13 protein-coding genes are annotated in these 16,061 nt (G+C 45.7%); 7 read left to right on the top strand and 6 right to left on the bottom strand.

The annotated features are described in order from the left end of the window. Nucleotides 1–13: 13 nt before the first annotated feature. Together JHD69_RS13130 and JHD69_RS13125 are read right to left on the bottom strand one after the other, a co-directional pair. A complete protein-coding gene (locus JHD69_RS13130) occupies nt 14–547 on the bottom strand; it encodes an NADPH-dependent FMN reductase (RefSeq protein WP_199140799.1) in 534 nt (177 codons plus the stop codon). Then, nucleotides 547–999: a GNAT family N-acetyltransferase gene (locus JHD69_RS13125; RefSeq protein WP_199140798.1), complete on the bottom strand. Its 453-nt coding sequence runs from the start codon at nt 997–999 to the stop codon at nt 547–549. Before JHD69_RS13125 ends, JHD69_RS13130 begins: the two co-directional genes overlap by 1 nt. 229 nt (nt 1,000–1,228) lie before the next feature. Between JHD69_RS13125 and JHD69_RS13120 the strand changes: the two genes are divergently transcribed. Next, nucleotides 1,229–1,531, top strand: a complete 303-nt coding sequence (locus JHD69_RS13120; protein WP_199140797.1) for a hypothetical protein — start codon at nt 1,229–1,231, stop codon at nt 1,529–1,531. A gap of 61 nt (nt 1,532–1,592) precedes the next feature. On the opposite strand, the gene hscA is transcribed toward JHD69_RS13120, so the two are convergent. Both hscA and JHD69_RS13110 read right to left on the bottom strand, forming a co-directional pair. Next, complete coding sequence (gene hscA, locus JHD69_RS13115; RefSeq protein WP_199140796.1) at nt 1,593–3,452, bottom strand: Fe-S protein assembly chaperone HscA; 1,860 nt, start codon at nt 3,450–3,452, stop codon at nt 1,593–1,595. Nucleotides 3,453–3,724: 272 nt separating this feature from the next. After that, a complete protein-coding gene (locus JHD69_RS13110; protein ID WP_199140795.1) occupies nt 3,725–4,966 on the bottom strand; it encodes a glycosyltransferase in 1,242 nt (413 codons plus the stop codon). Nucleotides 4,967–5,073: 107 nt separating this feature from the next. Between JHD69_RS13110 and JHD69_RS13105 the strand changes: the two genes are divergently transcribed. Then, entirely contained in the window at nt 5,074–5,655 is a 582-nt protein-coding gene (locus JHD69_RS13105; protein ID WP_199140794.1) for a tRNA-(ms[2]io[6]A)-hydroxylase, read from the top strand. A 27-nt stretch (nt 5,656–5,682) separates the two neighbouring features. On the opposite strand, the gene JHD69_RS13100 is transcribed toward JHD69_RS13105, so the two are convergent. Both JHD69_RS13100 and JHD69_RS13095 read right to left on the bottom strand, forming a co-directional pair. Beyond that, complete coding sequence (locus JHD69_RS13100; RefSeq protein ID WP_199140793.1) at nt 5,683–6,774, bottom strand: DUF3810 domain-containing protein; 1,092 nt, start codon at nt 6,772–6,774, stop codon at nt 5,683–5,685. A 52-nt stretch (nt 6,775–6,826) separates the two neighbouring features. Continuing rightward, nucleotides 6,827–8,161: a dihydroorotase gene (locus tag JHD69_RS13095; protein WP_199140792.1), complete on the bottom strand. Its 1,335-nt coding sequence runs from the start codon at nt 8,159–8,161 to the stop codon at nt 6,827–6,829. 229 nt (nt 8,162–8,390) lie between these two features. Between JHD69_RS13095 and JHD69_RS13090 the strand changes: the two genes are divergently transcribed. From JHD69_RS13090 to JHD69_RS13070, 5 genes are all read left to right on the top strand, one after another. Continuing rightward, a complete protein-coding gene (locus JHD69_RS13090) occupies nt 8,391–13,232 on the top strand; it encodes an MBG domain-containing protein (protein WP_199140791.1) in 4,842 nt (1,613 codons plus the stop codon). Nucleotides 13,233–13,433: 201 nt separating this feature from the next. Beyond that, nucleotides 13,434–14,768 carry a DEAD/DEAH box helicase gene (locus JHD69_RS13085; RefSeq protein ID WP_199140790.1) on the top strand — a complete coding sequence of 445 codons (1,335 nt, stop codon included), beginning with the start codon at nt 13,434–13,436 and terminating at the stop codon, nt 14,766–14,768. Next, nucleotides 14,765–15,028 carry a hypothetical protein gene (locus JHD69_RS13080; RefSeq protein ID WP_199140789.1) on the top strand — a complete coding sequence of 88 codons (264 nt, stop codon included), beginning with the start codon at nt 14,765–14,767 and terminating at the stop codon, nt 15,026–15,028. The genes JHD69_RS13085 and JHD69_RS13080 overlap by 4 nt, the downstream gene beginning before the upstream one ends. A gap of 74 nt (nt 15,029–15,102) precedes the next feature. Next, a complete protein-coding gene (gene gldC, locus JHD69_RS13075; RefSeq protein ID WP_199140788.1) occupies nt 15,103–15,438 on the top strand; it encodes a gliding motility protein GldC in 336 nt (111 codons plus the stop codon). Between the two features lie 96 nt (nt 15,439–15,534). Continuing rightward, on the top strand, nt 15,535–16,061 hold a 527-nt coding region (locus JHD69_RS13070), incomplete at its 3' end, for a hypothetical protein (protein ID WP_199140787.1).

The raw sequence follows: 16,061 nt of genomic DNA, 5'->3' as shown, positions 1-16,061 counted from the left end.
AAGCACGGCATAGCTAATCAAGCAATGCTCCAAAAGCCAGTTCAAATGCTTTGAGCTGTTTAATCGTAGGTTCGTCAATGAGGTTGCCGTTTGCGTCGAATTTTCCCTTGATGCCTGGTATCAAAAGGGTAGTGGCCTCGGTAAACCTGGCTTCTACCGTGCTCATCACCAGTTGCAGTTCTTCGTGCGCTTTCAGTCCAGAGGCCGATGCGGTAATCAATCCGGTAGGTTTTTGTGAGAGCAAAGTTGTTGATACACACCACTCGATGGCATTTTTTAATGAGCCTGGCAGACTAAAAACATATTCCGGCGTACAGATGAGCAAAGCATCGGCTTGCTCAATCAGCTTTCTAAAGGCAACGACTTCTTGGGGAGGGCTTTCGGTGTCTAGATCCGGATTAAAATGTGGCAGGTTGCCTATGCTTTCAAAAATATGTACATCGAACTCATGTTCGCTTTGCCTGGCAAAAGTTTTAACGAGGTTGAGGTTGGAAGAGTTGGCCCTGGTGCTGCCGATGATGGCCAATACGTTTTTGCGCTTATCCATTACCTCAAAATCTTTTCAAAACAAACACTGTTGTCAACGCCGATATACTGGCCGTAGTTGGGGATAATTTGATAGCCGTTTTTCTGGTAAAGTGCAACGGCTTCCTTTTGGCGTTTGCCGGTTTCGAGCACGCATTTTTCGTAGCCCAATGATTTGGCCAAATCTTCAAGTGCCTTAACAATAGTAGTTGCAATGCCTTCGCCACGGTGTTCAGGTTTCACATATAGCCGCTTTACTTCCATGGCTTCTGCCGAAAAGGCTTTGATGGCTCCACAGCCTACGGGCAGGCCGGAGCGGTAAACCACGATAACATGTTTAATGTTGTCGGTTTTATTGTACTGGGCATAAAAAGCATGTTCGCTGCCATCTTTTTCGGCTAAATCAGCATCCAGTAGCTTAACGAGTTGCTGAAAATCGGGATTTTCGGAAGTGGTTTGAATGCAGGTTGTCATTGGTGTAAAATTATCCTTTGTTGAGTTAAATAAATATAGGAATGTATCTTATGCTTTAAAGAAAACAATTGATACTTATAGAATGCAAAAATGTTCGATTTTTTATCATGTGAAGGAAAAACAACTGGTTTCGATTAACTTAGGTAAAGCAGAAAACAGCTAATCAATCTTTCCCTTAACCAAACTTTTTCGTCTGCTTTTTCAAATGCAAAACAGCAGTCAAACGATGATGAGAAAACTGAAACAGATGAGTATGCCAAGTTTATGTTTATTGGCTGGTCTGGCTTTGGTGGTTACCCAGAGTGCCTTTTCTTTAAGTAAAGTGAGGGCCGAGTACAAATATATCAACACCGGTGTGCATTACATTAAGGTTGATGATGCTGATGTAAGCGGCTGTTCGTGGTTGAGCAGTCCGTATTATTGTGCGGTAGAAACCAATACCGATATGGGTGCCAGTTTTTCTTTCAGCCAGTTGGGCTCGAGTGGCGCTACCCCGATACCGGGAGCTTCGCTTTCGGTTTACGAACAGTAACAAATAACAAAAAAGGGAAAGCAACGTAGTTGCTTTCCCTTTTCAATTGGCCAAGTCAACGCTATTCGTCTATTTTCTTGCCTTTCATGGCTTGTCCAACCGCCATGTCCATCAATCGCTCGGCAAAAGGTCGGGTAAATTCGTTCAGTTCATCGGCTTTTTTCAGGATCAGGTCTTTTTCGCCTTTGGCTAATGCTTCTTTGAGCGCGTTGATATGGGCGTTGGTGCTGCTGATTTCTGCCTCGCTTAAGATTTGCGAATTTTTGCCAATAAATCGTTCTGCGGTATACACCAATTGTTCGCCTTCGCTTTTGGCTTCAATCAGCATGCGCTGTTCTACGTCGCTTTTGGCATGTTCAATGCTGTCGATCAGCATTTTTTCTACGGTATCATCGGTTAAGCCATAGCTTGGTTTGATTTCGATTTCCTGTTTTACGCCCGAACGCAGTTCGATGGCCTGTACGGTTAAAATGCCATCAGCGTTCAGCAAAAAGTTGATGTCAACCTTTGGAAGCCCTGCGGGCATAGCCGGAATGCCTTTCAAATCGAATTCTGCCAGTTTGCGGTTCTCTTTTACCAAATCGCGTTCGCCTTGGTAAACTGAAATCTTCATGTTCACCTGGCCATCAATAGAGGTGGTGTACTGACGACCGGCCTTGGTAGGCACTTTGCTGTTGCGGGCAATGATTACGTCCATTAAGCCACCCATGGTTTCGATGCCCAGCGATAGTGGCGTAACATCCAACAATAGAATGTCTGAACGATTTCCGGCTAAAATATCGGCCTGAATGGCTGCCCCAAGGGCTACTACTTCATCGGGATTGATTTGGTCGTGCGGTTGGCGGTTGAAGAAATGGCTGACTGCCTGTTTGACAAATGGTGTACGGGTTGAGCCTCCTACCAAAACCACTTCGTCTATTTCGCTTGCTTTTAAATGGGCATCGTTTAGGGCTTGCTTGCAGCAATTGATGGTTTCGGCTACTTTGCTCTCGATCAACTGTTCAAAAGTCTGCTTGTCTAAAGTGCACCAGATGTCGCCCAGCTTTTCGTTGTAGAGGTTTTGCGTGGACAATGCTTTTTTGGCCGCTTCGGCCTGCAGACGCAGGGTTTGCATCAGCACATGGTCTTGCGCAAGTGTTTTAAGGTCTAAGTTGTTTTTTGCTATCCAATAATCGAGGATGGCTCGGTCAAAATCGTCGCCGCCCAAAAACGTATTGCCATTGGTGGCAAGTACTTCGAAAATTCCGTTTTGGATTTGAAGAATTGACACGTCGAAAGTGCCACCACCCAAATCGTATACGGCAATGGTTTTTTGTTGGGTAGGGTCTAGGCCCAGTCCATAAGCCAAGCTGGCCGCGGTTGGTTCGTTTACAATGCGCAATACGTCTAGTCCGGCCAGTTTGCCCGCATCACGCGTAGCTTGTCGCTGGCTATCGTTAAAGTAGGCCGGAACGGTAATTACCGCCCGGTTAACCGGAGTCTTGAGGGCATGTTCGGCCCTTGCTTTCAGTTCTTTTAAAATTTCGGCCGAAAGTTCGATCGGGGTATAAAATTTATTGCCGGCTTTGATTTTTACCAAGGCATCGGTGTCGTCGTCGATAATTTTGTAGCTAAAAATATCCTGATGGCTGGCTACGTCTTTATAGGAACGACCCAATAGGCGCTTCACCGAAAAAATGGTATTGGCAGGATCGGTGGTTAAAAAAACCTTGGCTTCGTTGCCCACTTCGGCGTCGCCTTGTTCGTTAAAATGCACTACCGATGGTACCAGAACGCCTTTGCCGGTATCGTTGATAACCTGTGGTTGCTTGTCTGGATTGATGAAGGCAACCAAGCTGTTGGTGGTGCCTAAATCGATGCCTACAATAATTTCTTCCTGTTGCAGAGAACCTGTTGCCAGATTGATGGATATTTTTGCCATGGCGCAAATTTACGGAGTTTCTAGCTTAGTATTGTTGTCATGTTGTAAAGTTGAGGCGGGATTGGGGGATTGTTGTGTAGGGTTGCCGAATTGAGGTTGAAAAGTTGGGGTGCTTTCAGCTTTGGACTTTAAACTTTTAGACTTTCAACCTTTAACTTCTACTTCCTTTCTTTTAAGCCACCCCGCCCTGCGGGCACCCCTCCACGGAGGGGAATAAAATGTTATGCTTTAAATTTCCAGCTTTCAACTTTAGACTTTAAACTTTTAACCTTTCAACTTCTCTTCCCTTTTTCCTCAATCCAAAGCGACATGTATTTGGTGCTTTGTGTGGTATGGTAATGCAACAGCTGGCCAAAAAAGTTTTGCTGACGATGTTCGGTTAAGTTGGCCAGTAGCCCATGTAGCTGTTTGATCAAGGCCTGGCCAAATAATATTTTTGAATAGCGCTGGTTGATGATACCGATGCCGTTTTGTTGGCTATTTTCCCAGAGCTCCTTGTTTTGATAAAGATGGGTCGCTTTTGCAGCAAACTGTGTAGGGTTGTCTTCAATAAAGCCGTTCCAGTTCATCTCGCCTTTAATGGCTTCGGCGCCTATGGTGGTGGTTACACTTGGTGTGCCGCTCTGCATGGCATCAATCAGTTTGCCTTTTACACCTGCGCCAAACTGTAAGGGCGCTAATAAGATTTTATAGTTGGAAATGGTTTCCTGCGCATTTTTTGCCCTGCCCTTGATGTAGAAGTTTTCTTTCGGTTGGTGCAGCTGCAGTACTTTTTGCGAGGGATACGCACCGTAAATATGCAAATTTGCTTGTGGAAGCGCCTTTCGTAGCAAGGGCCAGATAGTAGTTTTAAGCACCTGAACGGCATTCCAGTTGGGCTCGTGCAGGAAATTGCCTATAAATACAAAGTCGTTGCGCTCCTCAAAACCTCGCCAATGCGCAATTTTGTCTTCGCTGAGTTCTTCTTCCAAAAAAGGAAGGTAATAGATCAACGAAGGGTGGATGTGGAACTGTTGCCTGAGCAGCTGTTGTTCTGCTTCGGAAATGAGCAGTGAAAGGTCGCAGCGAAGTATGGAGGCGATTTCTCTTTTGGCATGATCCGAAAACAAATCGCTATTTGCAAACTGGCGACCTTTTTTTGAAGCTTCCTGGCGGGCTATCCTTAAAAAATGGAGGTCTTCAGTATCTAAAATCAAAAGCGCATCGGGGCATTGCTGCTTTACCCGCCAGCCATATTGTTCTTCGGTCATGAAACGGTCGAACATTACCAGGGCAGGATTTAAGGCGCTTACAAAAGAATCGAAGCCCGAATCGTTTAGCTTGATTTCCTGTTCGGTTACGCCGATGCTTGGCAAATCGAAACTAAATTCACTTTTAGTAGCGGCAGAAGCGAAAGTGATTTGGAAACCTTGATCCAAAAATAAATTGATCAGCTGGAGCATGCGCGTACCCGCCGCCGACGAAGTGGGTTCTGGCCATACCAATCCGATAATCAATAGTTTTTGGTTTTTCATGGTTGAAATTTCTGTAAAAGTAAAGTAACCCTTTCGAAGTTTCAAATTGCGTAAACTTCGCAAGTGTATCTTTTTTCCTAATTTTGCCCAGAATTACCTGTTACACCATGCTAGGATTAAAATTATTGACAGACCCACGTTGGGCAAACATTGCAGAATCGAATTTGGAAGAGATTTTAACCGACCATGCCTGGTGCGAACAGAAAGCCGCTACCAATGCCATTACGCTGATTGCCAATAATTCGGAGCATCAGGAGCTGGTTGATGCGCTAACGGCTATTGCCATTGAAGAGATGCAGCATTTTCAGCAGGTCGTAGAAATTATCAAGCAGCGTGGCTATACCTTGGGTCGCGAGCGCAAAGACGACTATGTGGGCAAATTACTCAAATTCAGCAAAAAAGATGGAAGCCGAAACATGGCTTTTATAGACAGGCTCTTGTTTGCCGCTATGATCGAAGCACGTAGCTGCGAACGCTTCAGGGTGCTTTCGCAAAATATTAAAGACGAAGAATTGGCCAAATTTTACCACGATTTGATGGTTTCGGAAGCTGGTCACTATACTACGTTTCTTAATTTTGCCCGTCAATACAGTACCGATGTAGATGTAGATAAAAGATGGAAGGAATGGCTTGTCTTTGAAGGAGAGCTTATCCAAAGCTTTGGCAACAAAGAGGCTATTCACGGGTAGTTTTTAGTTTGTTGACGATGAATCTAGTTAGTTAGTTGGTTGGTTGGTGACGTTTGTCAACTGTTTTTTATGGGTGTTCCATAGCCAAATCACAATGTTCTGATAGCTTTTGATGCCGCGTTGCTGGTTGTTCAGTTTGAGGAACTTGTCAAAGGCAACGCCCATGTAGTTTGACATTTGGCCGTTGTATTTGCGCCAAAATTCATTTTCAGCTTTAAAATTGGCTATGATTCTAGGGTCTATTTTATTGCGCAAGGCTAGATAGTCTTCCGGCGATTTAAACCTCAACTCAAAAAGCAGGTACCTCAACATGTTGTAATGTACAGAATATTGCAGGTCTACATCGTTGCTGTGGCTTCCAACCAGGTAAGCTACCAGGTTGGCTTCATCTTCGCGTGCTACGCCCAACTGATGCGAAATTTCATGGCAGGTTACGAATGGCAATACCCAAGCCGGCAATTTGGTGTTGATGTTGGCTTCGCCCGAAAGCGGATTGTAATAGCCCTCAATGCCAATTTTACAAATGATCCAACTGTTGAGCACTGGTTTTACCGAAGGGGCAGGATAGCTGAAGAAAGCATTTTTCTGGGCCAGTTGCCCATAAGCTTGCACGGCTTGTTCTTGCAGTTGTTTAATAGTCCTGGGCTTGTTTTCTGCAATTTGCTGCAGGGTGTTCAAGCGATCTATAAAATAATTGGTTAGCAAGACCAATTCCTTGACGGTATATTTTTCGTCGCTGATGTTCAGTTGTTTGCTAATGCTTGGCCTTGCATAATTGAGGCCCCAAAGCAGCTTAAAACTAATGTACAGGATCAAGATCAGGTTAAGCAGCCGTAAAGGAGTGCCCATAATGAGTACGCGCCGATTTGCTTTTGGCCTTAGTTTTTTGAAGAAAAGAAAGAGTTTGGTGAGCCCGAAAATAATCAAAATCCCATAAAGGATATCGCCCAAGGCAAAGGGAAACCAAGAAGAAATCCACCGCAAAGCGGTAGAAACGACCGGGTAAAAGCCTTTCGAATAGTATTGCAACACAATATATGGAAACAGGCCGATGATGAAAATCATGCCCGATACAGCAAGCAGTATAAATGTGGTAAGGCGAAGCTGTTTTGAAACCATTTCTTGTGCTGATTTGAGGTATATTGCCGATTAACTTAGCCTTTCCATCAAATTATCTAGTAAAACTGAGCCTTTTTCCGGTTTCGCTGGTGGTAAATTTGCCTTTGTAGTAAGCCAGGTTGCCCGATACAAAAGTATGGGTGATGCTGGCCCTAAAAGTTTCGCCATCAAAAGGCGACCAGCCGCATTTGTAAAACACGTTCAGTGGCGTGACCTTAAAGGGGTCATTCAAATCGACAAGCACTAGGTCGGCCCAATAACCTTCCCTAATGTAGCCTCGTTTTTCGATGTCGAAGCAGATGGCCAGGTTATGTGCGGTTTTTTCTACTATTTTTTCCAGGCTGATTTTGCCTTGCAGGTGCATTTCTAATAGGGCAGGCAGCGCATGTTGCACCAATGGCCCACCAGATGGCGCCTGCAGGTAGGGTTGGTTTTTCTCGTCGAGGGTGTGAGGCGCGTGGTCGGTGGCAATCACATCAATATGGTTGTCGAGCAACCCTTGTAAAATACCCGCTTGGTCGGCAACTGTTTTAACTGCTGGGTTCCACTTGATGAAATTTCCCTTGCTGGCATAATCCTGGTCATTAAACCAAAGGTGGTGTACACAGGCTTCGGCGGTAATCTTTTTATCTTTGAGTGGCGTGGAGGCATCAAAAAGTGCTACTTCCCTAGCTGTCGAAATATGGAGGATGTGCAGGCGGGTTTGGTAACGTTTGGCCAGTTCGAGCGCCAGCGAAGAAGATTTGTAGCAGGCTTCGGCGCTGCGGATCAAAGGGTGCATGTCTATGGTAATTTCATCGCCGTATTGTGCTTTGAAAGATGCCATGTTTTCTCTGATGGTTTGCTCGTCTTCGCAATGTGTGGCTACTAAAATAGGTGCTTTGCTAAAAATGTTTTCGAGTGTTTGCTCGTTGTCTACCAGCATGTTTCCGGTTGAGGAGCCCATGAATACTTTGATTCCGCAAACTTGTTTCGGGTCGGTTTTCAGTACTTCTTCGATATTATCGTTGCTGGCCCCCATATAAAATGAGTAGTTGGCCAGCGAGCTTTGCGCCGCAATGGCGTATTTATCGGCCAATAGTTCCTGGGTTAAGGTATTGGGAACGGTGTTGGGCATTTCCATAAAAGAGGTTATCCCTCCCGCAACGGCGGCCATGCTTTCGGTAAAGATATCTGCCTTATGTGTTAGTCCAGGTTCTCTGAAATGTACCTGGTCGTCGATCATGCCGGGCAAAAGGTAAAGGCCTTCGGCATTGATTTCTTGTGCCTCTGGCGCGCTAAGGTTTTGTCCGATTTTTGCTATTAATCCATTTTTAATTAAAACATCGGCAGTCTTTTGTTGGCCTTCATTTACGAGGGTAGCATTTTTGATCAGGTAAGTATTCATGCTTTCAAAGATAAGCATTACAATTTAACCTGTGGATAAACAAGGCTTCAAATTGCATCAAACAAGCTCTTGGTGTATGTATTTGGCTCTTATTGCTTTGTAACAGGAACATTACGCCAAATGGGGTATTGAGATCGCAAATATGAGGTAATTTTATATTTTCATCCTTAATTGTCCCAAACATGATTAATGCTCAAATCAAGGACCTATTTTATTAAAAACGATGGCTATGAAGAAGATTTACTTGGTAAAATGCTTTGTATGGTTTTTGCTTTTTGGGTTCGCATTGGCTTCCCGTGCACAAACCACTTATAATTTTGACGCCGGTGCGGTTATTTCGCAGCCTCCGGGGTCTATTTGGAATACCCAGGCCAACATTACCATAGGAGGGGTAGCCTATAAGCTTACTGCGTGCTGCAACGGTGGTTTTTCTAACAGTGCCACCAATGGCAACGGCAACAGTGCTTCCTTGCAAAAAGACGGCTCCGGTGGCGATACTTTTGTGCTTGAACGGGCAGACGGACAGCCTTTCCAGTTCTATGGCTTTTATGTGGGACAGGAAAGTATCAACAGTTATGTAGGCGCTTTTCCGGGTATTCCGCCTTTTTATGAAATTACCTATACCAAAACCGTAGGTGCTCCCGAGGTAGAAGTTGATAATACGCCGGTTTCTGGAGGTACTTATACTACAGGCGGAAAAGTTTATACGAAAAACCTAACTGTTACACAGGTAAGTATTTTATTTAAGGCTAACAACAGGTATTGGATAGATGACATTAGGGTAGGTGTTGTTACCGGTACAGAAGTTGCGCCAACCGTATCTTCGGCAGCAGCAAGTGCAATCACTTCAAATACTGCTACTTTGGGTGGCAATGTTACTGCCGATGGTGGTGCCAGTGTAACCGAAAGGGGCATTGTATGGTCGACCACAACCAACCCAACCACGGCCAATAATAAAGTAATCATGGGCAGTGGCACAGGAACTTTTAACGGTAACGTGAGCGCTTTGCCTTTTAGCACGACAATATACTTTAAAGCCTATGCCATTAATAGCCAGGGTACGAGTTATGGCAGTCAGCTGAGCTTTACTACCCTTGCGCCAACCATCGTAGTAAATCCAACCATCGTGTCTGGGGCCACGGTAGGTGTGGCCTATAGCCAAACCTTTACCGGAAGTGGCGGTACTGCACCTTATTCGTTTGTAATTAGTGCGGGTACGGTGCCTATTGGTTTATCGTTAAATACTGCAACAGGTACTTTATCGGGGATGCCCACTTCGTCAGGAACTTTCAATTTTACCATCAAAGCTACCGATGCATCGGGGAGTGGCGGTCCGTTTTCGGGCACCAGATCCTATACAGTTGTAGCGGCACCACCTGTTACTGCGGTTACGCCAACTACGTTGTCTGCCGGAACTGTGGGTAATGCTTATAGTCAAACCGTGAGCGCGAGCGGAGGTATAGCTCCATATAATTACGCCATTACGGCTGGATCGTTGCCAGCAGGCATTACCTTAAATAATTCTACGGGAGTTTTGAGTGGTACGCCAACTGCTGGAGGAATCTTTAATTTTACCCTTACGGCAACAGGCTCATCAACAGGGACAGGTTCGCCCCATAGCGGATCAAGGGCATATACCTTAGCTATTAATGCGCCCACCATTGTTGTAAATCCGGTTACATTGCCTACGCCTAATATTGGTGTAGCCTATTCGCAAACTTTAACTTCTACGGGAGGTACTAGCCCTCGTTCGTTTGCCGTTACGGCTGGATTTCTGCCAACAGGCATAACCTTAAATGGTGCTACTGGTATTTTAAGTGGTACGCCAACTGCTGGAGGCACTTTTAATTTTACCATAACCGCAACGGATGCCTCTACCGGAAATGGCCCTTATACCGGTTCCAGGGCCTACACGTTTACTATTGGTGCGCCAACGGTTGTCGTTAATCCAGCAACTTTGCCTAATGCAGCCATAGCTTCGGCCTATTCACAAACGATTACAGCTAATGGTGGTACATTGCCTTATTCTTTTGCGGTAAGTGCAGGTTCTCTGCCAGCAGGTGTAACCTTAAATGGCGCTACTGGTGTTTTAAGCGGTACACCAACTGCTGGAGGCACTTTTAATTTTACCATAACCGCAACGGATGCCTCGGGAGGTGCCGGGCCTTATACGAGTCCAAAGGCTTATAGTTTGGTAGTGGCGGCTCCAAGCATTGCCTTGGCACCTGCATCATTGCCTGGAGGAACCGTAGCCTCGGCTTATAGCCAAACCTTAACTTCGAATGGCGGTACCTCACCTTACACTTATTCGGTAACCAGTGGCACTTTGCCAAACGGTTTAATGCTCAGTTTGGCAGGCGTGTTAAGCGGTACGCCAACAACAGGAGGCAATTATACTTTTGATATCAGCAGCACCGATTCTTCTACCGGATCAGGGCCTTACAGCGCTACTAAAACATACAGCCTCGCCATCAATTTTCTGCCTCAAACCATTACTTTGGCCTCGGCTGCAACAGCCAATTATGGCGATGCGGATATAGATCCAGGTGCCACAAGCAGCTCGGGTTTGCAGGTTAGTTATTCGACCAGCGATCCTAGCGTAGCCACAATCGTAGCTGGCAAGGTACATATTGTAGGTGCCGGAACGGTAAATATCTTTGCTAATCAGGCCGGAAACGGCACTTATGCGCCGGCAACTCAAAAAACACAAGTTTTAACCATTAATAAGGCCACCTTAACCTATGTGGCCGATGCGTTGAGCAAGGTTTATGGAACGACCAACCCTGGTTTTACAGGTACGGTAACCGGTTTTAAATATGCGGATAACTTAGGAAATGCCACTACAGGAGCAGTATCCTTTTCAAGTGCGGCGACCAACCTAAGCCCAATTGGCACTTATGCCATTAATGGTTCTGGTTTAACGGCAACAAATTATACTTTTGCGCAGGCAGCTTCAAACACTTCTGCATTAACGATTACGCCAAAAGCAATTACGGTTACGGCTTCGGCAAGCCAAACTAAGATTTATGGTACGATCGACCCTGCTTTAACGTATAGCATTACCGCAGGCGCGCCACTAATCGGCACTGATGCCTTTACCGGTACGCTAACCAGGGCCGTTGGCGAAAATGTTGGCTCTTATGTTATTAATCAAGGTACCTTAAGCTTAAACTCGAACTATACACTTACTTATGTAGAGGCAAGTTTCGCCATTTCGCCTAAAGCTGTTACGGTAGCTGCTAATAGTGGCCAAACGAAGGTATATGGCTCGGCAGATCCTGTCTTAACCTATAGCATTACAGCTGGCGGTCCTTTGGTTGGCAGCGATGCTTTTACAGGTGCATTGGCTAGGGTAGCCGGCGAAAATGTTGGTCCTTATGCTATTAATCAAGGTACGCTGGCTTTAAATGCCAATTACAGCCTCAGCTATACACCCGCAAACTTTGCCATAGCACCTAAAGCCATTACAGTTACAGCTAATGCATCGCAAAGCAAAACCTACGGACAGGCCGATCCAACATTTGCCTATGCCATTACAGCAGGTGGGCCATTGGTAGGTAGTGATGCCTTTACAGGTGCACTGACTAGAACTGCCGGCGAAAATGTAGGACCCTATGCAATTAATCAAGGCACTTTAGCACTCAATGCCAATTATACATTGAGTTATGCCGGTGCTAACTTTACCATTAATCCAGCAACATTAACCATTACAGCCGATAATAAAGAGCGCTTTTTTGGCGGGGCTAATCCGCCTTTAACGGCTAGCTATACCGGCTTTGTAAATAACGAAACCAATGCGGTACTGACTACCCAGCCTGTGCTGGCTACTGTTGCAACTCCGGCAAGCGCCATTGGCGATTACCCAATAACTGTAAGCGGAGCCGTAGCACAAAACTATGCCATCGCTTATGTAAATGGAGTGTTGAAAGTAAAAGCAGGTGCGCCAACCAATATCATTTTGGCAGGAGTTACCTTGTACGAAAACAGACCTGCGGGTACAAATGCAGGTTCATTGAGCAGTACTTCCGATGATCCTTCGGCCACTTTTGCCTACACTTTGGTAAGCGGAACAGGCGATACGGACAACGCCTTGTTCACCATTGCCGGAACCAGCATAAACACCACAGCCAGTCTCGATTTCGAAAACAAAGCCAGTTACAGCATCAGGGTAAAAAGCACAACCCAGTTTGGCCTCTCGCTAGAAAAAGTGTTCACCATTGCAATTGCTGACGTAAATGAGGTGCCTACCTTGGCTGCCATCAACAATATTACGCACTGTTATACCGCCGTGGCACAAACCGTAGCGCTTTCGGGTATCAGTGCCGGACCAGAAACTGCGCAAACTACCACTGTTAGTGTAACCAGCAATAATGCCGCTTTGTTCGAAAGCCTAACTGCCACCAAAAACGGAACCACAGGTTCGGTAAACTATGTGGTCAAAAATGGTGCGAGTGGCGTAGCTACGGTTACGGTAACCATTAAAGACAATGGTGGCACGGCTAATGGGGGAGTAGATACCTATTCGAGAAGCTTTACCCTAACGGTGAATCCTTTGCCGGTTGTAACCATAACCAGCGATAAAGGCGGCAGCATTAGCAAAGGCGACCTTGCACGCTTAACGGCTACTGGTGGCACATCTTATGTATGGATGGCCGATAATAGCATTATTAGCGGACAAAATACGGCAGTTCTTACGGTTAGGCCACAGGTCAATACCGTTTACACCGTAACCGTAACCAATGCCAACTCGTGTGCGCAAAGCCAAAGCTTTACCCTGAATGTGGTAGAAGACTATGCGAAAATCAATGCCAGTAATATATTGACTCCAAACAACGATGGCTATAACGATAAATGGATAATCGATAACATCGATTTTTATCCGAACAACGAAGTAACGGTGTTTGACAGGGCAGGAAGGATAGTTTATAAGAAAAAAGGTTACGACAACAGCTGGGATGGTACGGTTAACGGTAGTCCGCTGAGCGAAAATACCTATTATTACATCATTGATTTCGGAACTTCGCGATTGAGGTTCAAAGGCTATATTACCATACTCAGGTCAACGAAATAGCCATACCAGCTAAAATAAGGTTAAACGATAGAAGGCTTGAATGTTGGACAACCAATTTTCGAGCCTTCTGCTTTTGCCCTTAACCCTCAACCCTCAACCTTCAACCTTCAACTTTCCACCTTCTACCTTCCACCTTCCACCTTTTGCCTTCCACCTTCCTTCCCCATCAACCTTAACTAAGATTTGCTATCTTTGCAGGCTATGGCAAAATCATTCGAAGAATTCAAGCTCAACAGGCAGATTTTAAATGCAGTTGCCGATGCAGGCTTTACAGTAGCCACGCCCATCCAGGAAAAAGCCATTTCGCCGGTGCTGTCTGGCCAGGATATTTTTGGCATTGCCGAAACCGGAACGGGTAAAACCGCGGCCTATGTGCTGCCTATGCTCATGAAGCTGAAATATGCACAGGGCGATTCGCCTAGGGCATTGATTTTGGCGCCCACAAGGGAGCTGGCCATGCAAATTGCCGAGCAGGTTAAATTGTTTGCCACTTATACCGATTTGCGGACGGTGGTTATTTTTGGTGGCATTGGTCCTAAAACCCAAAAAGAACAAATCAAAGCAGGCGTAGATATTCTGATTGCTACGCCAGGTCGCTTTTTAGACCTTTATTTATCGGGAGATATCAATCCTAAATACCTGCAGTTCTTGGTGCTCGACGAAGCCGATAAAATGATGGATATGGGTTTTATCGGTTCTATACATCGTATTTTGGAAGTAGTGCCCCGTAAACGCCAAAACCTGCTGTTTTCGGCAACCATGAGCGAGCTGGTGCATAAAATTGCAGGCGATTTTCTGAAGCACCCAACCCTGGTCCAGGTTGCCGAGCAGGCCACGCCAGCCGGCACGGTAACACAGGTGCTGTACGAAGTGCCCAATTTTAAAACCAAAATCAATTTGCTGCAACATTTGCTGAAAGATGATGAAGCGTTTAATCGCCTGATTATTTTTTGCAAAACCAAAACCGTTGCCGATAACATTTATAGCAATATGATGCGCAGGTTTGGCGAAGATGCCGTTCGGGTAATCCATGCCAACAAAGGCCAAAATACGCGCATCAATTCCATCAACGATTTCAAGGAGGGCAATATTCGTATACTCGTAGCAACCGATGTAGCATCGAGGGGTATCGATGTGAGTGATGTAAGTCATGTGATTAATTTTGATGTGCCTATTGTCACAGAAGATTATGTGCACCGTATCGGACGTACCGGCAGGGCTTTTGCCACCGGCGATGCCATTACTTTTTGCAACGAGGCCGAAAAATACTACCTCAAGAAAATAGAAAAGCTGATCAGGCAAACCATTGCCCGCTTGCCTATTCCCGACGAAGTTTTTGTGGAGGAAACACCCTATGAAGAACGTCAGCAATTGGCTCGCGAAATAGACAACCAAAAGCGTAAAGAGGATCCCGACTTTAAAGGTGCTTTTCACGAGAAGAAGAACGCCAAGCAGATCGAAGCCCGCGAAAGAGAGAAGGCTAAAGCCAAAGCGGGTAAAAAGCCCTTTAAAAAGGCCAAACGTTTTAAGTCATGAAATTCAGATTAACACCTTTAAATATCATTACCGCTCTGGGCCTGGCTTTGTTGGTTGCCAGTTTTTTCGGGCCAGCTACAGGTAAGGGCCAGTTAAATTTTGGCGGTTTTTACAAATGGCTGCTCTTGGCGCTTGTAGTGGTAACCTTTGTAAGCGACCTTATTTTTAGGTTTGCCCTCAAAAGCCTGAAACGCATTTGGATGGTAGAGCTGCTGTTTATTGCAGCTACCGCCATTCTGATTTTAATATTACAAAAGTAAAACGATAGTCGCTGTAATATGCTTGCTAAAATCAGCATATTTGCACTTTTAAAATCGCGTAAGCACAACATACAATGAGGAAAGCAGAAATCAAGATTACCGTAGAGCTAGACGACAAAAACATGCCCGAGCAAATTCTCTGGGAAAGTACCGATGCCGAAAACAAAGACCAGGTGCCGGTAAAATCGATGATCTTAGCGCTATGGGACCACAACTATAAAAACTCGATGCGTATCGACCTTTGGACCAAAGACATGCCGGTTGACGAAATGAAACGCTTCTTTTACGAAACCCTGCAAACCATGGGCGACAGCTTTTTAAAGGCAACGGGCGAAAAGAACATTGTAGAAGACCTGCGCGATTATTGTGCGCATTTTGCCGATAAAATGGGTATAGACACCAGAAGATAACGCCATTTTTCAATTTGCCTTGCTAGCGTACGGTCTAGCGCTTAACTTTATCGCAAATTATCCAACATTCATTTAAATCAGCGTAACCGCCATCAGATGTTAGTCGTAAAAAAAATCAATGCTTATATAGGATTAATCCTGGCTACTATTGCCATCACCATTGCACCGATGTTAAGGGTTCCATTGAAAGGCAACTGGACTTTGTATGAGGCCGACCCAAGGTTGCTTTACATTTCTATGGCCATTTTAGGACTAACGGCATTGTTGCTCTTTGTACGCGCACTTGGTGCTTTTAGGGTGATGGCTATCGTTACGCTTGTTTGGAGCGCGTTAATGCTCATTGCAGTTTGGTTTAAGGTACACAATTATTTTGGTTCCAAATTCTTCGACAGGATGCTGTCTAAAACCATCCATTTCCAATGGGGCTGGGTTGTTTTGCTGGTAGCCGTGATCTTATTGGCCACCAGCGTAAAGAACTGTCTCTTATACACATCTGGGAAAGGGGGGGGGGGGGGGGGGGGGGGGGGGGGGGGGGGGGGGGGGGGGGGGGGGGGGGGGGGGGGGGGGGGGGGGGGGGGGGGGGGGGGGGGGGGGGGGGGGGGGGGGGGGGGGGGGGGGGGGGG

It is taken from the genome of Pedobacter sp. ASV12 (genome assembly GCF_016429155.1).
GTDB lineage: Bacteria > Bacteroidota > Bacteroidia > Sphingobacteriales > Sphingobacteriaceae > Pedobacter.
This window is presented reverse-complemented; position numbering and strand designations above follow the sequence as displayed.